Annotated in this window: 25 protein-coding genes; 20 read left to right on the forward strand and 5 right to left on the reverse strand. The window is 66.2% G+C overall.

Going from position 1 to position 24,708, the window contains the following annotated elements:
* The first annotated feature begins 59 nt into the window (after window positions 1-59).
* Together J0O65_RS26405 and J0O65_RS26410 are read left to right on the forward strand one after the other, a co-directional pair.
* Window positions 60-950, forward strand: coding sequence for a DMT family transporter (locus tag J0O65_RS26405; RefSeq protein ID WP_215410085.1), 891 nt, complete (start codon window positions 60-62; stop codon window positions 948-950).
* Between the two features lie 36 nt (window positions 951-986).
* Window positions 987-1,574, forward strand: coding sequence for an O-methyltransferase (locus J0O65_RS26410; RefSeq protein WP_215410087.1), 588 nt, complete (start codon window positions 987-989; stop codon window positions 1,572-1,574).
* On the opposite strand, the gene J0O65_RS26415 is transcribed toward J0O65_RS26410, so the two are convergent.
* On the reverse strand, window positions 1,558-2,460 hold the full coding sequence (locus J0O65_RS26415; protein WP_215410088.1) for a LysR family transcriptional regulator: 903 nt from the start codon (window positions 2,458-2,460) through the stop codon (window positions 1,558-1,560). The genes J0O65_RS26410 and J0O65_RS26415 overlap by 17 nt on opposite strands.
* 89 nt (window positions 2,461-2,549) lie before the next feature.
* Between J0O65_RS26415 and J0O65_RS26420 the strand changes: the two genes are divergently transcribed.
* From J0O65_RS26420 to J0O65_RS26475, 12 genes are all read left to right on the forward strand, one after another.
* On the forward strand, window positions 2,550-3,536 hold the full coding sequence (locus tag J0O65_RS26420) for an aldo/keto reductase (protein ID WP_215410089.1): 987 nt from the start codon (window positions 2,550-2,552) through the stop codon (window positions 3,534-3,536).
* A gap of 140 nt (window positions 3,537-3,676) precedes the next feature.
* Window positions 3,677-4,501: a CheR family methyltransferase gene (locus J0O65_RS26425; RefSeq protein ID WP_215410090.1), complete on the forward strand. Its 825-nt coding sequence runs from the start codon at window positions 3,677-3,679 to the stop codon at window positions 4,499-4,501.
* On the forward strand, window positions 4,494-5,111 hold the full coding sequence (locus J0O65_RS26430; RefSeq protein ID WP_353056251.1) for a chemotaxis protein CheB: 618 nt from the start codon (window positions 4,494-4,496) through the stop codon (window positions 5,109-5,111). Before J0O65_RS26425 ends, J0O65_RS26430 begins: the two co-directional genes overlap by 8 nt.
* A 106-nt stretch (window positions 5,112-5,217) precedes the next feature.
* Window positions 5,218-6,342 carry a hybrid sensor histidine kinase/response regulator gene (locus J0O65_RS26435; protein ID WP_215410091.1) on the forward strand — a complete coding sequence of 375 codons (1,125 nt, stop codon included), beginning with the start codon at window positions 5,218-5,220 and terminating at the stop codon, window positions 6,340-6,342.
* Window positions 6,339-9,755 (forward strand): hybrid sensor histidine kinase/response regulator, encoded by a 3,417-nt coding sequence (locus tag J0O65_RS26440; protein WP_353056252.1) that lies wholly within the window; start codon window positions 6,339-6,341, stop codon window positions 9,753-9,755. Before J0O65_RS26435 ends, J0O65_RS26440 begins: the two co-directional genes overlap by 4 nt.
* Window positions 9,756-9,821: 66 nt before the next feature.
* Window positions 9,822-10,202: an MAPEG family protein gene (locus J0O65_RS26445; RefSeq protein ID WP_251374009.1), complete on the forward strand. Its 381-nt coding sequence runs from the start codon at window positions 9,822-9,824 to the stop codon at window positions 10,200-10,202.
* Between the two features lie 160 nt (window positions 10,203-10,362).
* Entirely contained in the window at window positions 10,363-11,403 is a 1,041-nt protein-coding gene (locus J0O65_RS26450; RefSeq protein WP_215410093.1) for a ligase-associated DNA damage response exonuclease, read from the forward strand.
* Window positions 11,396-13,027: an ATP-dependent DNA ligase gene (locus tag J0O65_RS26455; protein ID WP_215410094.1), complete on the forward strand. Its 1,632-nt coding sequence runs from the start codon at window positions 11,396-11,398 to the stop codon at window positions 13,025-13,027. Before J0O65_RS26450 ends, J0O65_RS26455 begins: the two co-directional genes overlap by 8 nt.
* 7 nt (window positions 13,028-13,034) lie before the next feature.
* On the forward strand, window positions 13,035-15,494 hold the full coding sequence (locus J0O65_RS26460; RefSeq protein ID WP_215410095.1) for a ligase-associated DNA damage response DEXH box helicase: 2,460 nt from the start codon (window positions 13,035-13,037) through the stop codon (window positions 15,492-15,494).
* A complete protein-coding gene (gene pdeM / locus J0O65_RS26465) occupies window positions 15,491-16,165 on the forward strand; it encodes a ligase-associated DNA damage response endonuclease PdeM (protein ID WP_215410096.1) in 675 nt (224 codons plus the stop codon). The genes J0O65_RS26460 and pdeM overlap by 4 nt, the downstream gene beginning before the upstream one ends.
* A 194-nt stretch (window positions 16,166-16,359) precedes the next feature.
* The gene (locus tag J0O65_RS26470) at window positions 16,360-16,731 is read left to right on the forward strand and encodes a KGG domain-containing protein (RefSeq protein WP_215410097.1); all 372 of its coding nucleotides are present in this window, start codon (window positions 16,360-16,362) and stop codon (window positions 16,729-16,731) included.
* A gap of 175 nt (window positions 16,732-16,906) precedes the next feature.
* Window positions 16,907-17,170 carry a hypothetical protein gene (locus J0O65_RS26475; RefSeq protein ID WP_215410098.1) on the forward strand — a complete coding sequence of 88 codons (264 nt, stop codon included), beginning with the start codon at window positions 16,907-16,909 and terminating at the stop codon, window positions 17,168-17,170.
* Window positions 17,171-17,185: 15 nt separating this feature from the next.
* Here the strand turns inward: J0O65_RS26475 and J0O65_RS26480 are convergent, their stop codons facing one another.
* The gene (locus J0O65_RS26480) at window positions 17,186-17,791 is read right to left on the reverse strand and encodes a DUF2239 family protein (RefSeq protein ID WP_215410099.1); all 606 of its coding nucleotides are present in this window, start codon (window positions 17,789-17,791) and stop codon (window positions 17,186-17,188) included.
* On the opposite strand from J0O65_RS26480, the gene J0O65_RS26485 reads away from it, so the two are divergent.
* The 6 genes from J0O65_RS26485 (at window position 17,790) to J0O65_RS26510 (ending at window position 22,771) form a co-directional block, all read left to right on the forward strand.
* Entirely contained in the window at window positions 17,790-18,116 is a 327-nt protein-coding gene (locus J0O65_RS26485; RefSeq protein WP_215410100.1) for a hypothetical protein, read from the forward strand. The genes J0O65_RS26480 and J0O65_RS26485 overlap by 2 nt on opposite strands.
* A gap of 177 nt (window positions 18,117-18,293) precedes the next feature.
* On the forward strand, window positions 18,294-18,947 hold the full coding sequence (locus J0O65_RS26490; RefSeq protein WP_215410101.1) for a PepSY-associated TM helix domain-containing protein: 654 nt from the start codon (window positions 18,294-18,296) through the stop codon (window positions 18,945-18,947).
* A 33-nt stretch (window positions 18,948-18,980) separates the two neighbouring features.
* On the forward strand, window positions 18,981-19,496 hold the full coding sequence (locus tag J0O65_RS26495; RefSeq protein WP_215410102.1) for a DUF2271 domain-containing protein: 516 nt from the start codon (window positions 18,981-18,983) through the stop codon (window positions 19,494-19,496).
* 11 nt (window positions 19,497-19,507) lie between these two features.
* On the forward strand, window positions 19,508-20,332 hold the full coding sequence (locus J0O65_RS26500; protein ID WP_215410103.1) for a DUF4198 domain-containing protein: 825 nt from the start codon (window positions 19,508-19,510) through the stop codon (window positions 20,330-20,332).
* Between the two features lie 30 nt (window positions 20,333-20,362).
* Complete coding sequence (locus J0O65_RS26505; protein ID WP_215410104.1) at window positions 20,363-21,394, forward strand: FAD:protein FMN transferase; 1,032 nt, start codon at window positions 20,363-20,365, stop codon at window positions 21,392-21,394.
* Between the two features lie 12 nt (window positions 21,395-21,406).
* The gene (locus J0O65_RS26510; protein ID WP_215410105.1) at window positions 21,407-22,771 is read left to right on the forward strand and encodes a sulfite reductase subunit alpha; all 1,365 of its coding nucleotides are present in this window, start codon (window positions 21,407-21,409) and stop codon (window positions 22,769-22,771) included.
* Window positions 22,772-22,786: 15 nt separating this feature from the next.
* On the opposite strand, the gene J0O65_RS26515 is transcribed toward J0O65_RS26510, so the two are convergent.
* The 3 genes from J0O65_RS26515 to hemP form a co-directional block, all read right to left on the reverse strand.
* Entirely contained in the window at window positions 22,787-24,016 is a 1,230-nt protein-coding gene (locus J0O65_RS26515; protein WP_215410106.1) for a DUF2325 domain-containing protein, read from the reverse strand.
* 38 nt (window positions 24,017-24,054) lie between these two features.
* Window positions 24,055-24,381, reverse strand: a complete 327-nt coding sequence (locus tag J0O65_RS26520) for a hypothetical protein (RefSeq protein WP_215410107.1) — start codon at window positions 24,379-24,381, stop codon at window positions 24,055-24,057.
* Between the two features lie 85 nt (window positions 24,382-24,466).
* Window positions 24,467-24,664 (reverse strand): hemin uptake protein HemP, encoded by a 198-nt coding sequence (hemP, locus tag J0O65_RS26525; RefSeq protein WP_133989939.1) that lies wholly within the window; start codon window positions 24,662-24,664, stop codon window positions 24,467-24,469.
* Between the last annotated feature and the right edge of the window lie 44 nt (window positions 24,665-24,708).

A 24,708-nucleotide genomic window follows, 5' to 3' on the forward strand; every position in this document is an offset into this window, starting at 1 on the left:
TTATATCCATGGAATCGGACCGTGCGAGAATGCTGGTATCGAATAATGGAGTACGCCGCATGCAAGTCAAGCACTATCTGTTACCCGTGATCGCCGTGTTGATCTGGGCCATCAACACCATCGTCAGCAAGCTGGCCGTGGGCGTGATCGATCCGGCCGCCATCTCGTTCTACCGCTGGCTGCTGGCCGGCGTGCTGCTGGCGCTCGTGTTCGGGCGCGGCGTGTGGAAGCAGCGGGCCGTGGTGCAGCCGTATCTGGGCAAACTGTTTGTGCTGGGCATGTTGGGCATGGTCATGTACCAGTGCCTGGCCTACATCGCCGCGCAGACGACGACGGCCACCAACATGGGCATCCTCGCGTCGCTGATGCCGCTGCTGGCCGTGGGCCTGTCCGTCTTGCTGTTGAAAGAAGCGCCCACCGTGGGCGGCGTGTTCGGCGGTCTCGTGTCCTTGCTGGGACTCGGCTACTTGCTCAGCCATGGCGACCCGGCCGCCCTGATCGCCCATGGCGCGGCCGTGGGCGACGCCCTGATGCTGCTGGCCTGCCTGTCGTATGCGGGCTATGGCGTGCTGCTCAAGCGCTGGAAGATTCCCCTGAATAACTGGCACTCGCTGCTGATCCAGGTGTGGTGCGCCGTGCCCGTGCTGTTCGTGTATTACCTGAGCCAGTCCGCGCCGCCCGTCACCGGGGCCGGCTTGCCGCTGGTGCTGTTCGCCGGCATCCCCGCGTCCATCATCGCGCCGTTTTTGTGGATGCACGGCCTGGCCAAGCTGGGGCCGAGCCGCGCGACGACCTTGATGAATCTGCTGCCCGTGTTCACGGTGATCATCGCCATGCTGTTCCTCGGTGAAACCTTGCACAGCTACGATGTGATCGGCGGCGGCGTGACCCTGCTGGGCGTGGCGATGGTGCAGTACCTGAAGCGCCCGTTGCGCCGCGCCAGCGCCTAGATTTTGCTATGCTGATGTTTTGCACAAGGAGCCATCATGCCTGACATCGATACCCTGTTGAGCGAACTCGAAGCATTTGGCAGCAGCAACGATGCGGCGCATGCGGAGCGCGCCAGCCGCATGCTCAACATCACGCGCGACACGGGCGAGTTGCTGGCCGTGCTCGTGCACGCGCGCGGTGCGCGCCGGGTGCTGGAAATCGGCACCTCGAACGGCTATTCGACCCTGTGGCTGGCACGCGCGGCGCAGGCGCTGGGCGGCAGCGTGGTGACGGTGGAAAAGGCGCAGGACAAGTTCGACATGGCGCATGACAACTTTGTGCGCGCGCAACTGCAGGGCGTGATCGGGCAGTTGCTGGCGGACGCGGGCGATGTGCTGCGCGATGCGGCCGACGGCGCCTACGATTTCATCTTCCTCGATTCCGCGCGCCAGCAATACGAGGCGTGGTGGCCGCAGCTGGACCGGGCGCTGGCGGCCGGCGGCGTGCTGGTGGTCGACAACGCCAGCTCGCACTACGCGGACATGGCGGGGTTTATTGACGCCATCCGCGCCGACAGCCGCTACACGGCGTGCCTGGCGACGGTCGGCAAGGGCGAATTCATTGCCGTCAAGGCGGGCAACTGATTCCCAGGTGTTCTTGCGCCAGCTGGCGCAGCAGGGGCAGGCTCGCATGGCCGGTTTCAGCTTGCCAGGCCAGGCCGATGCCGGCCGCCAATTCCTCCCCTTCCAGCAATGGCCGGTAGGCCACGCCAGCGAGGCGCAAGGCGCGGAACGAGTCGGCCAGCAGCGCCATGCCCTTGCCGGCCGCCACGTCGCCGAGCAGCACATGGTGGTCGGGCGCTTCGCGCAAGAACATCGGCGCGAAGCCATGCCGGCGAAACACCTGCTGGCAATGGTCGAAGAAGGCGGGCTGGCGCGCCCGTTCAAACCAATAAACCGGTTCTGCCGCGATGTCAAACAGGCTGAGCTTGCGCTTCTTCGCCAGCCGGTGTCCGGCGGGCAGGGCCAGCATCATGGGCTGGCGCGCCAGCGGCTGCACGGCCAGTTCGAAGGTGGCGCTGGGCAGGGCAATCAGGGCCGCGTCCAGCTGGCCCTTGCGCACGGCGGCCACCAGGCGCGGCGAGGGCGCCGCCGTCAGTTCCAGGCGGACATCGTGTAATTGCCCTTCCAGCGCCGCCAGCAGCGGCCGGAACAGCCCGGCCGCCACGGAACTGGTCAGGCCCAGGCGCAGGCGCGCCGGCGCGGCATCACGCCGCAGCGACGCTTGCGCCGTATCCAGCAAATCGAGGATGTGCAGCGCCTGCGGCAGCAGGGTGCGGCCCGCCTGCGTCAGGGCCACGCCCTGCGTGTCGCGCTCGAACAATCGCGCGCCCAGCCGCTCTTCCAGCGCCTTGATGGCGCGCGACAAGGGCGGCTGGGTCATGTGCAATTGCTCCGCCGCCTGACGGAAGTTCAGGCAGCGGGCGACGGCGCAAAACAGGCTCAGGGCGTGGGTGTCGAGGGTTCTCATACCAGAAAGGTATCACGAAATCGCGCATTCCCCCGCCGGCCGGCGCGGCCTAGACTGGCTGCATCGAGTCAACACGTGAGGAGAGCAGCATGCAACAACGACGCATCGGCAATAGCGGCTTGAACAGTTCGGCACTGGGCCTGGGCTGCATGGGCATGTCGGAATTTTATGGCGCCACCGACGAGGCGCAATCGCTGGCCACGCTGGAAGCGGCCCTGGCGGCGGGCGTGACCCTGTTCGACACGGCCGACGCCTACGGTTTCGGTCACAACGAACAATTGCTGGGACGCTTTTTGGCCGGCCATCGCGGCCAGGCCCTGGTCGCCACCAAGTGCGGCCTGGCGCGCGAGGCGGGCAGCTATGCGCGCCGCGTCGACAATACACCCGCCTATATCCGCCAGGCGTGCGAGGCGTCGCTGGCGCGCCTGGGCGTGGACGCCATCGACCTGTTCTACCTGCACCGCCTGAACCTGGACACGCCGCTGGAGGAATCGATGGGGGCGCTGGCGCAACTGCTGCAAGAGGGAAAGATCCGCGCCGTGGGCCTGTGCGAAGTGAGCGCGGTCACCTTGCGGCGCGCGGCGGCGCTCTGCCCCGTGGCCGCCGTGCAGAGCGAGTATTCGCTGTGGACGCGCGAACCGGAGCAGGGCGTGCTGGCCGCCTGCCGCGACGTGGGTTCCAGTTTCTTTGCCTACAGCCCGCTGGGCCGCGGTTTCCTGACGGGCGCCATCGCCGACGCGGCCAGTCTCGACGCGGGCGATTTCCGCCAGTTCAATCCCCGTTTCGCCGCCGGCAACCTGGCGCGCAACCAGGCCATCGTGGCGCTGGTCCGGAAGTTGGCGCGCGAAAAAGGCTGCACGCCGGCCCAGCTGGCGCTGGCCTGGCTGCTGGCGCAAGGCGACGACGTCATCCCCATTCCCGGCACCAAGCGCATCGCGTATTTGCACGACAACCTCGGCGCGCTGGCCGTGCGGCTGGACGGGACCGAACTGGCGGCGATGAATGCCGTCTTTCCCTTGGGCATGGCGGCGGGCGCGCGTTATACGGACGAGGGCATGAAGGGCGTGGATGCCTGAAAAAAGGCGCGCGAGCGTACGCCAGCGTACCTAACTGATACTTTCCTTGGGGGATAATCGCCGGCGATCTGCTAGCATTTGGCAGTGACTGCGCGGTGCAATGTGCAGCGTGTTCAACGGCCCGGTATCCGATGAGGTGGATGTTGTTAGATGACGATATTTTCGATATAGAACTGAAATTATTGCTTGAGGGAATACTGCTGCGGTATCAGCACGATTTCCGCGATTATTCGGTGGCGTCGCTGCGCCGGCGCATGCGCCAGGCCATGGAGCGCTTCGGCTGCGCCAGCCTGTCGCAATTGCAGGACCGCATCTTGCACGAGCCGGCCATGTTCGCGCAGATGCTGCAGTTTTTCACGGTGCAAGTGAGCGAGATGTTCCGCGATCCCGCGTATTTCCGCGCCTTGCGTGAAAAAGTCGTGCCCATCCTGCACACCTATCCTTCCATCAAGATCTGGGTGGCCGGCTGCAGCAGCGGCGAAGAGGTGTGGTCGCTGGCCATCTTGCTGGAAGAAGAGGGTTTGCTCGAGCGCAGCATGATCTATGCGACCGACATCAACGTGGAAGCGCTGGCCGCCGCCGAAGCGGGCATCTATCCGATCGAGCGCATCGCCCAGTTCAGCGAGAATTACCAGCTGGCGGGCGGCAAGCGCTCCTTGTCCGACTATTACACGGCCGCCTACAAGGGCGCCATCTTTGAGCGGCGCCTGCGGCGCCAGTTCGTCTTCGCCGACCACAGCCTGGCGACGGACAGCGTGTTTTCGGAGGTGCATATGGTTTCCTGTCGTAACGTCATGATTTACTTCAATAAAGACTTGCAGGACCGCAGCCTGGGCCTGTTCCACGAAGCGCTGGTGAACCGGGGCTTCCTGGGCCTGGGCATGAAGGAAAGCCTGCATTTCAGCCGCCATGCGGCCAGCTTCACCGAGCTGAGCCCGGCCGAACGCATCTTCCAGCGTGCCTGACGTGTTGCCGACCTGCGACGTGGCGCCGCCGCCCGCCGGCCTGCGCCTGATCGCCATCGGCGCCTCGGCCGGCGGCGTGGAGGCGCTGGGCGTCGTGCTGCGCGCCTTGCCCGCCACCTGCCGCGCCACCGTGGTGGTGGTGCTGCACCTGGCGCCGGGCCGCGCGAGCCAGTTGCCGCAACTGTATGCGGAGCGTTGCCAGTTGCCCTTGCGCGAGGCGCAGGACAAGGAACCGCTGCAGGCGGGAGTCGTGTATTTCGCGCCCCCCGATTACCACCTGCAAGTCGAAGCCAATGGCTGTTTCTCCCTGTCGCAGGAAGCGCCCGTATATTTTTCGCGCCCGTCCATCGATGTCCTGCTGGAAACGGCGGCCCTGGCTTACCGGCGCGCCATGCTGGCCATCATCCTGACGGGCGCCTCGGCCGACGGCGCGGCGGGCCTGGCGCGCGTGCGGCGGCTGGGCGGCGGTGCCTGGGTGCAAGACCCGCAGCGGGCCAGTTGTGGCATCATGCCGGCCGCCGCGCTCAAGCTGGCCGGCGCCGACCGCGTGCTCGATTTGCCGCGGATGGCTGCCAGCCTGGCCTTGCTCGGCGATGGCGAACACAAGTGAGTGGGAGTGCGGCAGTGCGTGTACTATATGTGAGAATTGAAACAATGTTGATATCTATATCGAAACACGATGGCGTCTTGCCGTTGCGATGCCTGAAGATGATTCCGTGACCGATCCTATCCATATCCTCGTCGTTGACGACATCGCGCAAAACCTGGTTGCCGCCGAAGCCGTGCTGGCACGGCCCGACATTGTCATCCTCAAGGCCAGCTCGGGCGCCGAGGCGCTGGAATTGCTGCTGACGCATGAAGTGGCACTGGCCCTGATCGACGTGCAAATGCCGCAGATGGATGGCTTCGAACTGGCCGAGCTGATACGCGGCAGCGAGCGCACGCGCGGCATTCCCCTGATTTTCCTCACGGCCGCGTCGCGCGAGCCCAGCTACAGCTTCCGCGGCTACGAGGCGGGCGCCGTCGATTTCCTGTACAAACCCATCGACGTGAAAGCCTTGCAAAGCAAGGTGGCGGTGCTGGTCCAGTTGTACCGGCAGAAACGTGAATTGTCGGCCCAGCTTGACGAGCTCAAGCATGCGCTGCACCTGAATGAACTGTTCACGGCCGTGCTGGGCCACGATTTGCGCACGCCCTTGTCGGTGGTGATGAATGGCGCCATGCTGCTGCCGATGATGAGCGACCACCCGAAGGTGATCGTCACGGCGCAGCGTATCGAAAGCAGCGCCAAGCGCATGGGGCGCATGGTCGACCAGTTGCTGGACCTGGCGCGCATCCGTTCCGGCACGATGGAGTTGCGCAGCAGCACGCACGACTACCTGGCGCTGGCGCGCGCCATCGTCGAGGAGTTCGAGACGGCCGGCCAGGCCCCGCTGGTCGAGGTCAGCAGCGTGGGCGAGCTGCACGGGCAATGCGATGCGGGCTTGCTGTCGCAAGTCATCTCGAATCTGTTAAACAATGCCATCACGCATGGCGAGGCGGGCACGCCGGTGCATCTGGCCCTTGATGGACGGGCCGCCGACTGCATTGAATTGCGGATCGCCAATCGTGGCGTCATCCCCGCCGCCTTGCTGCCGACCCTGTTCGAGCCGTTCCAGCAGGCGGGCGGGAAGCGCAGGACGGGACAGGGCCTGGGGCTGGGCCTGTACACGGTCAACATGTTCGTCAAGGCCCACGGCGGCACGCTCGCACTCAGTTCGACGGCCGCGCAGGGCACGCTGGCGACCGTGCGCATCCCGCGCCAGTGCCAGGTGCGCGTGCAAGCGGGAATGGCGACATGAACGGCGACATGAGCGCGCCAGCCTGGCCGCGCGGCGGCGGCGACATGGGCGAGCTGGTGCGCCAGCGCGACTGGTCCGCCACCAGCCTGGGCGCCCTCGATGGCTGGCCCGCCCATTTGCGCACCAGCGTCGACATCGTGCTCCATTCGCCGATGGCGATGGTGCTGATGTGGGGGCCGCAGCACGTGATGATTTACAACGACGACTACATCCAGATCGCCGGGGCGCGCCATCCGGCGGCGCTGGGCGGCACGGTGCCGCTCGTCTGGCCCGAAATCTGGGACTGGAACGCGCGCATCCTCGAGGCGGGATTGCGCGGCGAGACGCAGGTGCACCGCGAGAGCTGCCTGCCGCTGCTGCGTGACGGAAAGCCGACGGACGTCTGTTTCGACCTGTTTTACACGCCCGTGCATGGCGCCGACGGCCAGGTCGATGGCGTGCTGTGCACGGCGCTGGAATTGACGGCGCGCATGGAGGAGGGACGCCAGCTGAAGCTGGCCACGGCCGAGCTGGGCGAACTCAACACCACTTTGCGGAGGGAGAGCGAGGCCGTGCGCGCGGCCAACCGCCGCCTGGGCGAGGAGCGCGCGCTGCTGCGCGCCCTGTTCCAGCAGGCGCCCAGCTTCATGGCCCTGCTGCGCGGACCGCGACACGTGTTCGAACTGGCGAATGAACATTACCTGCGCCTGGTGGGACGTCCCGAACTTGAGCTGCTCGGCAAACCTGTCGAAGTGGCCTTGCCCGAAGTCAAGGCGCAAGGTTTCATCGAACTGCTCGACCAGGTCTACCGCACGGGCGAACCGTTCGAGGGGCGCCAGGTGAAGGTGGACTTGCAGACGGCGGACGGGCAGACGGGCCAGCGCCAGATCGACTTCGTCTACCAGCCCATCAAGGACGACGAGGGCGTGGTCACGGGCATCCTCGTCGAAGGCATCGACGTCACCGAACGCATGGAAGCCGAGGAGCGCCTGCGGCTGGCCCAGCAGGCGGGCGGCATCGGCACCTTCGAATGGTTCCCCGAGACGGGCGCGATGGTCGTGTCGCCCACCTTCCGCCGCCTGTGGGGCATTGCCGACGAGGCGGAAGTGACGGAAGGCCTGCTGGTGAGCCTGGTCGATGCGCGCGACCGCCAGAAGGTGGGGCCGAGCAAGCTCGATCTGGCGCCCAATCCCCTCGAATACGTGGAATACCGCATCCGCCGTCCTGCCGACGGCGCGCTGCGCTGGATCGCGCGCCAGGGCGAGGTGGTGGCCGGCCGCATGCCGGGCCAGCGCCGCTACGTGGGCGTATCGTTCGACGTGACGGAGCGGCGCCAGATCGAGGATGAACTCAACGCCAGCCAGGAGCGCATGGCGGCCATTTTCGGCCAGGCCTCGGTGGGCTTGTCCGAACTGGGCCTCGATGGCCGCTTCCAGAGGGTCAACGGAGCCCTGTGCTGCATGCTGGGGCGTTCCGCCGAGGAACTGCTGAGCCTAAACATGAACGACATCATGCATCCTGCTGACGTGCCCGGCAACAGCGTGCTGTTCCGGCGCCTGGTGGAAACGGGGGAGTCGTTCTCGCTGGAAAAGCGCTACATCAAGCCCGATGGCTCGCAAGTGTGGGTGTCGAGCAACGTCAGCCGGCTGGTCGATGAGCAGGGACAGACGCGTTCCCTGATCGCCGTCAAGACGGACATCACGGACCGGCGCCGCGTGGAAAAAGCGCTGCATGAATTGAACGAAACGCTGGAACACCGGGTCGAACAGGAAGTCGGTGAGCGCACCAAGGCCGAAGACGCCTTGCGCCAGGCGCAAAAGATGGAAGCCGTGGGCCAGCTGACGGGCGGTATCGCGCACGATTTCAACAATGTGCTGCAAATCATCTCCGGCAATTTGCATTTGCTGCAGCACCTGGCGGGCACGGATGGTCTCATGCGCCAGCGCCTGGACACGGCGATTGCCGCCGTCGAGCGGGGCGCCAAGCTGTCGTCGCACCTGCTGGCGTTTGCGCGACGCCAGCCCTTGCAACCCGTGGTGGCCGACCTGGCCCGCGTCGTGCGCAACATGGATGCGCTGTTGCGGCGCGCCCTGGGCGAGGCGATCGACATCGTGCTGGTGGGCGGCGGCGGGCTGTGGAACACCCTGGTCGACCGCAGCCAGATCGAGAACGTCATCCTGAACCTGGCCATCAATGCGCGCGACGCCATGGATGGCGTGGGCAAGCTGACCATCGAGCTGGGCAATGTCGTGCTCGACGAGCAGTATGTGCACAACCTGGTCGACGTGCCGGCCGGCCAGTACGTGATGCTGTCGGTGACCGATACGGGCCGCGGCATGAGCGGCCCCGTGCTGCAGCGCGCCTTCGAGCCGTTCTTCACCACCAAGCCGGAAGGCGCGGGCACGGGCCTGGGCTTGTCGATGGCGTATGGCTTCGTCACGCAAAGCCGCGGCCATATCCGCATTTACAGCGAACTTGGCGTGGGCACGGGAGTCAAAATCTATTTGCCCCGTTCCCTGATGGCGGAAGCGGACGAGGAACTGGAATTGAGCGGCGTCGTCACGGGCGGCACGGAAACGGTGCTGGTGGTGGAAGACGACGTCGGCGTGCGCACCACCGTGGTCGACATGCTCGGCGCGCTGGGCTACAAGGTGCTCAAGGCCGAGGATGGCGAAAGCGCGCTGGCCGTGCTGCACAGCGGCGCGCAGATCGATTTGCTGTTTACGGACGTGATCATGCCCGGTCCCGTCAGCAGCACCGAGATGGCGCGCCAGGCGCGCGAATTGCAGCCCGATATCGCCGTCTTGTTTACCTCGGGCTATGCGCAGGATGTCATCGTGCACGAGGGCAGGCTCGACGCGGGGGTGGAATTGCTCAGCAAGCCATACCGGCGCGAAGAGCTGGCGCGCAAGCTGCGCCATGTGCTGGCCAACCGCCAGCAGCAAATGCGCGCGCGCCAGTTGGAACGGTCCGGCGCGCCGGTGGCTGGCATCGGCGCCGGTGGCGGCCCGGCGGCCAGCGTGCTGGGCAGTGGTACGCCGGGACTCGACTTGACCGGCCATGCCGTGGTACCGCAGGGGGACATGCCGACGTCGATGAAGATACTCGTGGTGGAAGACAATCTCGATTCCCAGCTGATGGTGTGCGAACTGGTGGGCATGCTGGGCCATACCGTCAGCGGCGTGTCCGATGGCGAGGCGGCGTGGAAATTGCTCAACGAGCAAGACTTCGATATCCTGTTTACGGATGTCAGCCTGCCGGGCATGTCCGGCATTGCGCTGGCACGCATGGTGCTGCGCGAGAAGCCGGACATGCGCATCATCTTTTCCACCGGCTATGGCAAGGAATCGATGGACGAGCTGGGCTTTTCCGCCAGCGTCTTGCGCAAGCCCTATGATTTGACGGAGTTGCAAGCGGCACTCGACCAACCCTGACGGGCACGCGCCGGCACGGCCTGTCTGTCTCACCCGCAGAGGTAATGGATGACCCCGGAACTGACGATGCTCGGCTGTACCCTCGTGCTGGCGCTGCTGCAAATCCTGCTGCCCGCGCTGTTTCGCACGCGCGAGACGGGCACGGCCTACAACGTGAGCGCGCGCGACGGCGACGGGCCGCCCGTCGGCAAGATCACGGGCCGTTTGCAGCGGGCCCAGGCGAACCTGTTCGAAACCCTGCCTCTGTTCGCCACCGCCGTGCTGATCGCCCACGTGACGGCGCAGGAAAGCGCGCTGACCCTGTATGGCGCCGCCCTGTACCTGGCGGCGCGCGTGCTGTACCTGCCCCTGTACGCGTTTGGCGTGCCCGTCGTGCGCACGCTCGTGTGGTGCGTGTCGATTGCCGGCTTGCTGATGCTGTTCTGGGCCATCCTGTTTGTTTCTTGAATTCCAGGTCACCATCGCCTTTCCTGAAAACACCACGCGCACCTTGATGGCGGAATTCGTCGTCCCCGCCTGAGACCATGGTGCGCTGTCGAACAGTGATTTGGCGCAAGAGCGCTAGAATCAAGCCATTCCAATACGGTTTTTACGTGGGGAGCAGGGCATGGCAGACATGGTGGTGGTGCGCAAGGAAGGCTTGTATTGTGTGCCGGGTCAGTTCTACATCGACCCGTGGCGGCCCGTCGAGCGCGCCATCATCACGCATGCGCATGCCGACCATGCGCGCGTCGGGCACCGGCATTACCTGTGCGCCGCGCCCGGCGAGCAAGTGTTGCGCGCGCGCCTGGGCGCCATTTCCATCCAGGGCCTGGCGTATGGCGACAGCATCGCACACCATGGCGTGCAAGTGTCGCTGCATCCGGCCGGCCACGTGCTGGGCTCGGCCCAGGTGCGCATGGAATACGGCGGCGAAGTGTGGGTGGCGTCGGGCGACTACAAGCTGCAGCCGGACCCCACGTGCGCGCCGTTCGAGCCCGTGCGCTGCGACACCTTCATCACCGAATCGACCTTCGGCCTGCCCATCTACCGCTGGCAGGCGCCGCAGGAAGTGCATGACGACATCAAGCAGTGGTGGCGCAGGAATGCGGCCGAAGGGCGCAGCAGCGTGCTGTTCTGCTATGCCTTCGGCAAGGCGCAGCGCATCCTGGCGGGGCTGGACGCCGGCATCGGCCCCATCATCTGCCATGGCGCGGCGCAGGCCTTGACGCAGGTCTACCGCGAATCCGGCGTGGCCTTGCCCGCCACCGTGATGGTGGGCGACGTCATGGACAAGGCGGACCTGAAGACGGCGATGGTGATCGCGCCGCCGTCGGCCGCCGGTTCGCCGTGGATGAAGCGCTTCGGCGATTACAGCGATGCGTTCGCCAGCGGCTGGATGCTGCTGCGCGGCGCGCGCCGGCGGCGCGGCGTGGACCGCGGTTTTGTCCTGTCCGACCACGCCGACTGGCCCGGCCTGATGCAAGCCATCCGGGCCACGCAGGCCGAGCGCATCATCGTCACGCATGGTTCGATTCCCGTGATGGTGCGCTGGCTGCGGCAGAACGGCTGGCAGGCGGGCGGTTTCGAGACGGAGTATGGCGACGACGAGGCCGATGACGGTGCGCCTGGTGCGAGCACGGCGGCGGGAGACGTCGCCCATGCGTGACTTTGCCCGCCTGTACGCGGAACTCGACGAGACCACCTCCACCAGCCGCAAGCTGGCGGCGCTGCAAGCCTATTTTCGCGGCGCCTCGCCCGAGAACGCGGCCTGGGCCGTGTATTTCCTGGCCGGTGGCAAGCCGCGCCAGGCCGTGCCCACCAAGTTGCTGCGCGAATATGCCACCGAAAGGGCGGGCCTCGATGCCTGGCTGTTCGACGAGGCGTATCACGCCGTGGGCGACCTGGCCGAAACCATCGCCCTGATCCTGCCCGCGCCCGCCAGGCGCAGCGACGTCGGCCTGGCCGAGTGGGTCGAGCGGCGCATCGCGCCCTTGCGCGGCGCGGCGCCCGAGACCATCCGCGCCGCCTTGCTGGCCTACTGGGACGAGCTGGAAACGCGCGAACGTTTTTTACTCATCAAGCTGATCGGCGGCGGCTTGCGCGTGGGCGTGTCAAAACTGCTGGTGACGCGCGCGCTGGCGTCCATCGCCGCCGTCGACGGCAAGCTGATCGCCCAGCGCCTGATGGGCTGGACGGACGGCAAGGTCAGCCCCACGGGCGCGGGCTTTCTGAAACTGATCGCCGCGCCATCGGAGGGCGAACATGCGCTGCGCGGCGGCCAGCCGTATCCGTTCTTCCTCGCGCACCCGCTGCAGGCGGAACCGGCGGCACTGGGCGACCTCGGCGCCTGGCTGGTCGAATGGAAATACGACGGCATGCGCGCGCAGCTGCTGCGGCGCGACGGCGTGAACTGGCTGTGGTCGCGCGGCGAGGAATTGATCACGGAGCGCTTTCCCGAACTGGCGCAACTGGTCTTGCCCGAGGGCACCGTGCTCGATGGCGAAATCCTCGTCTGGCAGCCGGGCGACGTGCCGGCGCCATTTGCCGACTTGCAACAACGCATGGGCCGCAAGAGCGTGTCGCCCAAGCTGCTGGCCCAGCTGCCCGCCGTGCTGGTGGCCTACGATGTGCTGGAGCTCGATGGCGTGGACGTGCGCCAGCTGCCCCAGCTGGAACGGCGCGCGCTGCTGGAAACGGTGGTGGCCGGCGTGGACGCTCCCGCGCTGCGCCTGTCGCCGCGCATCGCGGCGGCAAGCTGGGAGGCGCTGGCGGCCATCCGCGACGAATCGCGGGCGCGCGGCGTGGAAGGCTTGATGCTCAAGGCCGTGTCGGCCGCGTATGGCGTAGGCCGCACGAAAGACGCGGGCACCTGGTGGAAGTGGAAGATAGCTCCGTATGCCATCGACGCCGTGCTGATCTATGCCCAGGCGGGCCACGGCCGGCGCGCGTCGCTGTACACGGACTATACATTCGCCGTGTGGGATGAGGACGGGGAGGGCGAACGCAAGCTGGTGCCGTTCGCCAAGGCGTATTCCGGCTTGACGGATGCGCAAATCGGCCAAGTCGACGCCGTCATCCGCAAGACGACGATAGAAAAATTCGGCCCCGTGCGCAGCGTGCAGCCGACGATGGTGTTCGAGATCGGCTTCGAAGGCATCGCCGCATCCGGCCGCCACAAGGCGGGCATCGCCGTGCGCTTTCCCCGCATCCTGCGCCGGCGCGAAGACAAGGCCATCGCCGACGCCGATACCCTGGCCACCCTGAAGGCCATGCTGGCCCAGACCACATGAGCAAGCGATGAGCACGCTGGCGCAGCGCATCGATGCGTGGTTCGCCGCGCGCGGCTGGACGATTTTCCCCTTCCAGCGCGCCGTCTGGCGCGCTGGCGCGCAGGGCAAGTCCGGCCTGCTGCATGCGAGTACGGGTTCGGGCAAGACCTATGCCGTCTGGTTCGGCGCCTTGCTGCGCGCCGAACGGCTGGCGCGCAAGGGGAGAAAACAGGGCTTGCGCGTGCTGTGGATCACGCCGATGCGGGCGCTGGTGGCCGACACCGTGCGCGCCCTGCAAGCTTCGGGCGCCGAGCTCGCTCCCGGCTGGCGCATCGAGGCGCGCACGGGCGATACCAGCGCCGCGCAGCGGACACGGCAGGCCAAGGCCTGGCCCGAGGTGCTCGTCACGACGCCGGAAAGCCTGTCCCTGATGCTCAGCCAGGCGGATGCCCACGACCGTTTCAGCCTGCTGGAAACCGTGATCGTCGACGAGTGGCATGAATTGATGGGCAGCAAGCGCGGCGTGCAGGTGCAGCTGGCGCTGGCCCGCTTGCGCCGCTGGAATGGCGCGTTGATGACGTGGGGCCTGTCGGCCACCCTGGGCAACTTGCGCCAGGCGCAGGACGTCTTGCTGGGCGAGCAAAACGCCGGCGTGCTGGTGGAAGGCAAAGTCAGGAAGCGCATCCTCGTCGACAGCCTGATTCCTTTGAACCCCACGCGCTTTCCCTGGGGCGGGCATCTGGGCATCCAGATGCTGCAGCCCCTGATCGCCGAGATCGAGGGCAGCGCCAGCACCCTGGTGTTTACGAATACGCGTTCGCAGGCCGAGCTGTGGTACCAGCATTTGCTCGACGCGCGGCCCGACTGGGCGGGCCTGATCGCCCTGCACCACGGTTCGCTGGACCGCGAGGTGCGCGAGTGGGTCGAGCAGCACCTGAAGGCGGGCGAGTTGAAAGCCGTCGTGTGTACGTCCAGCCTGGACCTGGGCGTCGATTTCCTGCCCGTCGAACGCGTGCTGCAGGTGGGCAGCGCGAAGGGCATCGCGCGCCTGGTGCAGCGGGCCGGGCGCAGCGGCCACGCGCCGGGACGCGTTTCGCGCGTCACCCTGGTGCCCACCAACAGCCTGGAATTGCTGGAGGCGGCCGCTGCCCGCGCCGCCCTGGCGCAGGGCCACCTGGAAGCGCGGCCCGTGCCGGACAAGCCGCTCGACGTGCTGGTGCAGCACCTGGTGACGATCGCCCTGGGCGGCGGTTTTGCATCGCCGGCGCTGTACGGGGAAGTGCGCGGCGCCTGGTCGTATCGCCACCTGACCCTGGACGAGTGGCAATGGGCGCTCGATTTCGTCGCGCGCGGCGGGCAAAGCCTGACCGTGTATCCGGAATACCGGCGCGTGCTGCCGGACGACCAGGGCGTGTACCGCGTGCCGGACGCGGCGCTGGCGCGGCGCCACCGCATGAGCATCGGCACCATCGTGTCGGAGGCGGCGATCCAGGTCAAGTTCCTCGGCGGTGGACGGATCGGCAGCATCGAGGAATCGTTCATCGCGCGCCTGAAGCAGGGTGACCATTTCCTGTTCGGCGGGCGCATCCTGGAATTCGTGCGCGTGCACGAGATGACGGCGTATGTGCGGCGCGCCACGGGCAGCCGCGGCGCCGTGCCGCGCTGGCAGGGCGGCAAGATGCCGCTGTCGTCGGAACTGGCGCACGCCGTGCTGGACCAGTTGCAGCTGGCGCAGGAGGGGAAGGCCAGCGGGCCGGAAATGCGCGCGCTGGCGCCGCTGCTGGCCATCCAGCAGGCATGGTCCAGCCTGCCCACGCGCTCGGCCCTGTTGCTCGAAACCTTGTCCAGCCGCGAAGGCCGTCACCTGTTCGTGTATCCGTTCGCCGGGCGCTCGGTGCACCTGGGCCTGGCGTCCCTGCTGGCCTACCGCATCGCGCGCGTGCAGCCGGCCACCTTGTCGATCGCCGTCAACGACTACGGCTTTGAATTGCTGGGCGCGGACGACATCGCCTTTGCGCCGTTGCTGGCGGGGGCCAGCGGCGCCGATGTGCCCCTGTTCAGCACGGACAACTTGCTGGAAGACGTGCTGGCCAGCCTGAACGCGACGGAATTGTCGCAGCGGCGCTTCCGTGAAATCGCCCGCATCGCCGGCCTCGTGTTCCAGGGCTATCCGGGCCAGCCGAAAAGCGCGCGCCAGTTGCAGGCCTCGTCTTCGCTGTTCTTTGAAGTGTTCCGCAAGCACGATGCGGCCAATTTGCTGCTCACGCAGGCGCAGCGCGAAGTGCTGGAACAGGAACTGGAATTGACGCGCTTGCGCGCCACCTTGCGCGAGCTGCATGGACGGCAGATTGCCCTGCAAGCGTTGCAGCGCGCCTCGCCGTTTGCCTTCGGCCTGATGGTCGAGCGCTTCCGCGAACAGTTGACGACGGAAAAACTGTCGGACCGGGTGGCGCGGCTGGTCAGCGCGCTGGAAAAGGCGGCCGCATGAACGGGCAGCGGCAAGCGCACTGCGTGGTGGAACTGGCCGGCGAACAAGTCTGGCTGCTGGCGTCCAGGGCCGTGTACTGGCCGGCGCGCAAGATGCTGGTCATCGCCGACATCCATTTCGGCAAGGCGGCGGCCTTTCGCGCGCTGGGCGTACCCGTGCCGCGCGGCACCACCACGCAAAACCTGCTGGCGCTGGACGCCTTGCTGGCCACCTATGCCTGTGAGGAAATCGTCTTTCTCGGCGACTTTCTGCACGCGCGCGCCGCGCATGCGGCCGCCACCGTGGCCGCCATGCTGGCCTGGCGCGCGCGCCATCTGGACGTGCGCCTGACGGTGGTGCGCGGCAACCACGATGCGCATGCGGGCGATCCGGCCGCCGCGCTGGGCATCGGCATGGTGGACGAGCCGCACCAGGTGGGCAAGCTGTCGTTCTGCCATCATCCGGATACCGTCGCGCCCGGCTATGTGCTGGCGGGCCATGTGCATCCCGTGTATCACTTGCGCGCTGACGGGCGCGGCTTGCGCCTGCCGTGTTTCCTGCTGGGCAGGCAGCGCGCCATCCTGCCCGCGTTTGGCGCCTTCACGGGCGGCCATGCGGTGCGCCCAGGCGCTGGCGAGCGCGTCTACGTGACGGCCGACGCGGCGATTTTCCCGCTCCCAGCCAACTGCTGAGTGTCTGGTACTTTTGGTGGAAAACTGAAAGTAACTATGCCACCAAGGGCGGGACTCATCCTACATGCGCTCTTGCCATCCTCCTATTTCTTGCGCCCCATGCGGGCACTAAGATGAGGGTTCCCTTGCCATGCGAGGGGGAAGAATTGCATGATTTGCACTGTTTTCCGATTCCATCGATCAAGGAGATCATCATGGCCACATCGAGCGACAATAAACAGCAAGGCAGTAAAACCAGTAGCAGCAGCGGCGGCAACAAGCAAAGCGATACCAGCAAACGGGGCTTCGCTTCCATGGATCCCGCCCAGCAGCGCGAAATCGCCAGCGAAGGCGGACGTGCCGCGCATGAAAAGGGCACGGCGCATGAATTCACGTCGGAAGAGGCACGCCGCGCAGGCAGCCAAAGCCACAAGAACGATGCCAACCGGCAAAGCGCCGCCAGCTCCGGCGGGTCGCGCGACAATGCCAGCATGGACCAGGAAGGCAGCCGCGATAGTGGCAACAAGCAGAGCGGCAGTTCGGGTTCCGGCTCAGGTTCCAGCTCGGGTTCGCGCAACAAGCAGTAGCAAGCAGTAGCACTGATCATGACCAGTGGCAGGCAGTCGCTGGTCATGGCCGCATCCGTCCTTCAGCCGCAAAATTTTGATGCAATGCAGCAGGCTTGGACTATGATGAAATAGCTGCGCCGGCGAGCTGCAATCACCTCGCAGCCAACTCGCATTGATGATCAGGGAGAAGATAATGGGCAATTCGAATACGCCGCAACCGGGCAATAGCCAGGGCGGTACGCCGTCCAAGGCAGGCAGCAAGCAAAGCACGGCCGAGTCGGCCGAGAGCTTTGTGCTGGTCGATAGCGAGCAAGGAATCGATATCGGCGACGATCTGTTTTCCATCGGCGAAGTGCGGCGCGCCGACCGCTTGCCGCATCACCAGTCCGGCTCCGCCGGCCAGAGCCGGCAGAGCGCCGACGATGCGCCCGACACCACGGGCAGCACGGGCGTTTGACCTTCTTCCGTTTGCTTAATTACCGTCGGACCATCCCCGCCGGGCCAGCTGCAAGACGTGCTCCCGCACGTCGGCTGGCCATTCCTGCACGTACGTCAGGAACGCCGGCTGATTGCCCGCGAACAGGGCGCGACTGGCTTCCTCGAAGCCAGTCGCATCGCCGGCCAGCGCATGCATGACCTTATACGCCGCGTCGCGTGCCTGGCGCTGTTCGTCCTGCGTCTTGCTGCCGCGCTGCGCCAGTTCCACCAGTTTGCGCAAGGCCACGGAAGCGCCGCCCGGCTGCGTCGCCAGCCATTCCCAGTGACGGGGCAGCAGGGTGATTTCGCGCGCCACCACGCCCAGCTTCGGGCGGCCCACCGTGCGCGCGGGCGCGGGTGCGACCTCCTCTTGCGGCGCCGCGGCGCGTGGCTGGGGCAGGCGCTGCAGCACGTCTGCCAGGCTGCCGTGCAGGTTCAGGTCGACCTGGCTGCCGCTGGCATCGTCGAAAATGAGGATTTGCGCATCGGGATCGCGCGTCACCAATTCCTTCAGTGTTTGCGCTACGACATGTAAGGTGCCGGCGGCCACTTTCCGTTGGCCGGCAAAGGCCGTGACTTGGGGGATTGCTGGGCTATGCATGGCAGCCTCCATGGAGAATGCGGATAATTTTACCAGGGCTAAATGTAAAGTCAATAATACCCGGGTAAAAATTGATGCCTTCCATGGCTGCCGGCGGTGGCTGCAGGTCGACGCGTCCGTGATGGCGGCCTTGCCCATTTCATGGTGCTGCATCATCTTGCTGGCGCTGCCATCCCGGCCTTCGGCCGACTGGATCGACGAGCATGTCGTCGCTGGTGCTCAGCATGCCGAATTTGACGTCCTTGAGCGTGGCCGCGAGGCTGACCAGTTGTTCGCTGGAATACGCTTGCATGCCGTGCTTCTGTCCTGGCCGCTGTCACGCTGAACATGTTTCAACGCTGTTACAAAACGCAGGCCCGGCGGGACGCCCCATGTATTGACTTAATAAATGATAATCATTATCATTTGTTTGCATGGATGGGCATGAACTTTGATTGAAGGATGGGAATGAAGCACACTGACTTGTCGCGCCACCTGGCGCGCTCCTTGCCGGGAGCGGGCTATGGGTAACGCGGGCGCCGCGGACAAGGCCAAGAACAATGCCAGCCGCGCCGTCTGGCTGAAGAACTTGCATCAATGGCACTGGATCAGCTCGGCGCTTTGCCTGCTGGGCATGTTTTTGTTCGCCATGACCGGGATCACCCTGAACCACGCTGGCCAGATCGAGGCCAAGCCGGTGATCACGCGCCAGCAGGCGACCCTGCCTGTCCCTTTGGTGACGGAGCTGGCCGCGTATGCCGCCAAGCACGATGGCGCCAACGCGCCCATGCCGGCCGCCGCCGAGACCTGGCTCAAGCAGCAGTGGTCGCTCAATGCGGGTGGGCGTCCCGCCGAATGGTCGATCGACGAAGTGTATCTGCCGCTGCCCAGGGCGGGCGGCGACGCCTGGGTGCGCATCGGCCTGGAAGACGGGGCCGCCGAATATGAATTGACGGACCGGGGCTGGGTGTCATGGCTCAACGACGTGCACAAGGGGCGCAACACGGGCGTGGCCTGGAGCTGGTTCATCGACATCTTTGCCGGCGCCTGCATCGTGTTTTGCCTGACGGGGCTATTGATTTTGAAGTTCCACGCGGCCAACCGGCCATTTACCTGGCCGATGGTTGGCCTCGGTATATTGATACCTTGCGCGATCGCCCTGCTGTTTATCCACTGATCGTTTTTACTTTTATCTTTTTACAGGCACACCATGAAATTACGCTACTCCCTGGCGCTTGGCCTTCCCCTGATCGGCACTTCGGCGATGGCGGCCGACCTGTCCCTCAAGCTTGAAATCCCGCAACTGAACGTGGCGGAATACCACCGTCCCTACGTGGCGGCATGGCTGGAAACGGCCGATCAAAAGGTCGTGGGCAACCTGGCCGTGCTGTATGACGTGAAAAAGAAGGACAAGGCGGGCGAGAAATGGCTGAAGGACATGCGCCAATGGTGGCGCAAGAGCGGCCGCGACCTGGCCATGCCCGTTGACGGCGTCAGCGGCGCCACGCGCGCGCCGGGCGAACATACCCTGACCTTCCCCGGCGCCAAGGCCTTGCTCGACAAGCTGCCGGCCGGCGAATACCAGCTGGTGGTGGAGGCGGCGCGCGAAGCGGGCGGACGCGAACTGGTGCGCGTGCCGTTCCAGTGGCCGCTGAAATCGGCCCAGTCCGTGCCTGCCAAGGGCAAGGAAGAACTCGGCAACGTCGTCGTCCAACTCAAACCTTAAGGCGCCCTACCATGTTGAAGCAACTCAATAAATCGTTGATCGCCCTGGCACTGGCCGGCCTGGCCGTGAACGCCCACGCCCACCGCGGCTGGATGGTGCCTTCGAGCACAATGGTGGAAAGCAAGGATGCCTGGGTGACGGTGGATGCGGCCGTCTCCGATGGCCTGTTCGACATCGACCACCAGCCGCTGCGCCTGGACGCGCTGCAAGTGATCGGTCCGGACGGCGCGAAAGTCACGCCGGCGAACACCGTCACGGGCCGCTTGCGCAGCGTCTTCGACGTGAAAATGGAAAAGCCGGGCACGTACAAGGCGGCCATCGTGTCGCAAAACGTGATGGGCAGCTACAAGCTCAATGGCGAGCAGAAGCGTTTCCGCGGCAACGAGGAAACCTTCAGGAAGGAAGTGCCGGCCGATGCGCAAGAACTGAAAATCACGCGCACGGCGGCGCGCCTGGAAACCTTTTTCAGCAATGGCGAAACCAGCACGGAAGTGTTCAAGCCGACGGGCGTGGGCCTGGAATTCGTGCCCGTGACCCATCCGAACGACTTGCGCGCGGGCGAGAAAGCCACGTGGCGCTTCCTGGTCGACGGCAAGCCGGCGGCGAACCAGGCCTTCAGCCTGGTGCCAGGCGGCGTGCGCTACCGTGGCGTGCTCGGTGAAATCCGCCAGAGCACGGATGCCAAGGGCGAGATCACGTTCACCGTGCCGGCGGCCGGCATGTATTACCTGAGCAGCACCTGGCCGGCGGCCGCACCGGCCGTGGCTGGCCAGCCGCCGGTGATGCCCGAGCGCCGCATGACGTACGCGGCCACCGTGGAAGTGCTGCCGCAGTAGGCGGCGGCAGCTTCGCGAACGAGAGCATCGATGCGCCGGGTCCTGCTGCCGCAGCATATTTCCGATCAGGTCGCGCCGCCCGGCGCCGCGATCCGGGATGTGCGCGGCCTGACGATGGGCACCAGCTGGTCGGTGCGCCTGCTGGAGTCCGCCATGCCGGGACGCGCGGGCAGCGCCGACTTGCAGCAAGGCTTGCAGCAGCAGCTGGACCTGGTCGTGGCGCAAATGAGCCATTGGGACGAGGACTCGGACCTGGGGCGCTTCAACCGGGCCGAGCCCGGCAGCTGGCACAGCCTGCCCGCCGCCTTTTGCGAGGTGCTGGGCTTCGCCATGCACGTGGCGCAAGCGTCCGGCGGCGCCTACGACCCCAGCGCGGGCGCGCTCGTCAATCTGTGGGGCTTCGGCCCCCGCTGCCGTTACGATGAGCCGGGCTTCCTGCCGCCGAAAGACGATACCGTGGCGTTGCTGCTGGCACAGCGCCAGCGCCGCCGCCTGGAACTGGACTTGCCGGCCCGCCGCGCGCGCCAGCCCGGTGGCTTGCAACTGGATTTGTCCGCCGTCGCCAAAGGCTATGGCGTGGACCGCCTGGCCCGCTACCTGGACAGCCAGGGCATTCACCATTACCTGGTGGAAGTGGGCGGCGAGCTGCGCGGCGCCGGCAGCAAGCCTGACGGCCAGCCGTGGTGGGTGATGCTGGAACAGGTCGATGGCGCCGCCGATAATGCGCAGCATCCGGCGGAAATGCTGCTGGCGCTGCACGGCTTGTCCGTGGCGACGTCGGGCGACTACCGCCGTTTCTTCGAGGACGGCGCTGTGCGTTTCTCGCATACCATCGATCCGCGCAGCGGCATGCCGATCGCCAATCAACTCGCTTCCGTCACCGTCGTGCACGAGCAATGCATGGTGGCCGACGCCTGGTCGACGGCCCTGACGGTGCTGGGTCCGGAAGCGGGCATGGCGCTGGCCGAAGAGCAGGGCCTGGCCGCGCGCTTCCTGCGGCGCGATGGCGACGGCTACCATGAAACGCTGAGCAGCCAGCTGCTGGCCATGCTCGACGAATGAACGATTGATTCCATGATTTTTACGCACGATACGACGCGGCTGGCCTTGCTGGCCGCCCTGTCCCTCAGTTATGCGGGCGTGTGCCTGGCGCCCTGGCTGCGCGCGCGCGCCAGGCGCCGCGCGTGCGCCGCCGCCAAGGCGGCCCTGGCCGACAGCCGTCCCTGGCTGGTGGCGTATGCGAGCCAGACGGGCAATGCCGAGGAACTGGCCACGCAAACGGCGCGGAGCCTGCAGCTGGCCGGCATCCCCGTGCGCCTGTGCGCGCTGGCCGACCTCACGGCCAAGGATCTGCGGCAAGCGGAACGGGCCTTGTTCCTGGTCAGCACCTATGGCGAGGGCGACGCGCCCGACAATGCGGCCGCCTTCATGGGGCGCTTGATGACGGGCGAGCTGGCGTTGCCGCACTTGCACTACGCCGTGCTGGCCCTGGGCGACCGCGGCTATGGCCAGTTTTGCGGCTTTGGCCGCGCGCTGGACGCCTGGCTGGCGGAGCAGGGCGCCTCGCGCCTGTTCGAACGCATCGAGGTCGACCGCAGCGCCAGCGCCGCCATCGAGCAATGGTTCCAGCACCTGAGCCATTTGGCCGGCACCAGCGACGCGCCGGACTGGAGCGCCCCCGCCTTTGGCGACTGGCGATTGACGCGGCGGCAGCTGCTCAATCCCGGCAGCGCCGGCGGCGCCATCTATCACGTGGAACTGGCGCCCGTGGCCGGCAGCCTGCCGGAATGGCAATCGGGCGACCTGGTGCAGGTGGCCGCGCCGCTTGATCCTGCACAACCGCGCGAATACTCGATCGCCTCGATCCCGCATGATGGCGGCGTGCACCTGCTGGTGCGCCAGCATGCGCATCCGGACGGCAGCCTGGGCCTCGCTTCGGGCTGGCTGACGGCGCAGGCGTCCGTGGGCGACGTGGTGCAGCTGCGCTTGCGCCAGCATCGGCGTTTCCGCCTGGAAGACAATGCCCAACGGCCTTTGATTTTGATCGGCAACGGCAGCGGCATCGCCGGCTTGCGCGGCCATTTGAAAAGCCGGGTGCTGGCGGGGCAGCGGCGCAATTGGCTGATCTTTGGCGAGCGCAACCTTGACCACGATTTCCATTATCGGGAAGAAATTGAACGGTGGCACGCCAGCGGCGACTTGCCGCGCCTGGATCTGGCGTTTTCGCGCGACCAGGCCGAGCGGCTGTACGTGCAGGACCGCCTGCGCGGCAATGCCGACGAGGTGAAACTGTGGTTGCAACAGGGCGCGGCCATCTACGTCTGCGGCAGTCTGGCAGGCATGGCGGGCGGCGTCGACCAGGCGCTGCAAGAGATGCTGGGCCGGCCCGCGCTCGATGCGCTGGCGGCCGAAGGGCGCTACCGGCGCGACGTGTATTAATACAGAAGGGGCTGATTACGGCTGGATCGCGGCCAGCGGCGTCGCTTCCATCGCGCCGCTCACTTCCTGCAAGCCCCGTGCCAGGCTGGAGATGCTGGGGTTGTCGATGAAGACGCAGCGCTTGCCCGTGCGCTTGCAGTAATCCTTCACGCGCCAGTAGGCGCTGTGGCTGATGCAGCCCGTCTGGCAAATCACCAGGTCGGCCGCCGCCAGGCTGGCATCGAGCAGGTTGGCATTGTCTTCCAGGCCGCCGTCGTGGTGGGCGAATTGCGCGCCGACCCGTTCGATCAGGGCGCGGTAGGTGGCGACATTGCCGCTGCGTCCGCCCACGCACAGCACGCTTTGATCGACGAGGCGGATCGGCATTGTCAGTTTGCCGCCCGTCGGCACTTCCAGCTTCGGCGCCGGTGGCGGCGCGACGGCGCCTGGACGTGGCTGGGCTTGCTTCAATTCCGCGATTTGCTGGCGCAATTCCTTTTCGCGCGCATCCATTTGCGCCAGGCGCTCGACCAGGCGCGTGCGCGATTCCAGCGCCGGGATGGCTGCCTGCAGCTGCGCCAGCTCCGCGCGCAAGCCGTCGATCACGCTATCCTTGCCGATCGCCTCGGCACGCGTGCGCAGCAGCACCGCTTCCTGGCGTTCCAGCTCGCCCGTCTTTTCCATCAGTGCGGCCTGGCTGCGCTGTTGCAGCTTGGCCAGTTCCTGCGCCAGGCGCGCATTTTCTTCCTGCACGGCCGTAAATTTACCCATGTCGGCGCGCACGCAAGCGCCCGCCTGGTGCTGGATCATGTGCAAGTCTCTGCACATCTGCTCTTCCAGTTCGGCGTCGCAGCGCGGGTGCGTCAGGCCAGCCCAGAAAGCGCCCGACACGTCGCCGTTGGCGACGGCCGTGCGCCACAGTTGCGCTACCTGCTGCGTGGTCTTGGCGCCGCGAAAGCGCAGGATCACGGGGGCGTAGCGGCGTTCGAGTTCCTTTTGCAGCGCTTCGGACAGGCGGTTGCGCGCGCCGCATTCCGTCACGGCGCCCACATGCACTTCATAGTCATCGGCCAGCACGCGCCCGCCCGTCATCTTGCCCACCAGCTTGCGCAGGTAGCCTAATGGCAAGCCCACGCCGACCAGCGGACAATGGCAGGTATGCGACAGTTCCCACAGCCGGCGGCGGCGCGAAGCGAGCGCGGCCGTTTCGGCCCCGTCCCTGGAACAATGGCTGATGACGGGCAGGGACTGGTCTTTGTCACACATGGCGATATCCTGTTGGGCGGTGGGGTGTTGAAGGGCAGTTATTGCGGCAGGGGCGAGGCGGGGCGCTTGGCGCTCAGCAGCCGCGCCAGGCGTTCAAGCCAGGTGGTCCTGGGCGGTGCGGGCCGGTGCAGCGCCACCAGCGCGGCCCACTGCTGCGACAGTTGCTGGCAGGTCGTTTGCAGCACGGGGCCCAGGCCGGGCGAACTCGACAGCACTTGCAGATGGCGTTCGATGACACCTGCCAGCTTCTCGCAGGGACTGCCCGCATGGTAGTGCGACATCAGGTGCAGCACGGCCGACAGCAGCAATTCAGGCTGTTGGCCTTGCGGGGATGGAAACATCGGGGAAGGTTGGTCGTTCGCCATCAAACACTCCTGTGCGGTGGTTTGGCTGGCTGCGCGCACGGGGCGCGACTGGCTGGCGAGTGCGGTGACTGGCTGCCGTGCTGCTTCAGGCAGTCAGGATCAGCTTGTTCAATTGGGTGACGCGCAGGCGATAGATCTTGCCGCTGTGCTCGATCTCCACTTCGCGGCCCTGCTGCAGCAGCGCTTCGCTGGTGATGCGGCGCGCCGGCTGGGTCATGCTGACGGGAGGACGGACGTGGGCGCTGGCGGCATCCTGGATCAAGGCTGGTTTTGAGCTTTGCATGTTGGGCTTTCTTTATCTCAGTTGAGAATGATTCGTATTTGCAT

The sequence above is a fragment of the Janthinobacterium sp. JC611 genome (assembly GCF_018682595.1).
Taxonomy (GTDB): domain Bacteria; phylum Pseudomonadota; class Gammaproteobacteria; order Burkholderiales; family Burkholderiaceae_D; genus Janthinobacterium.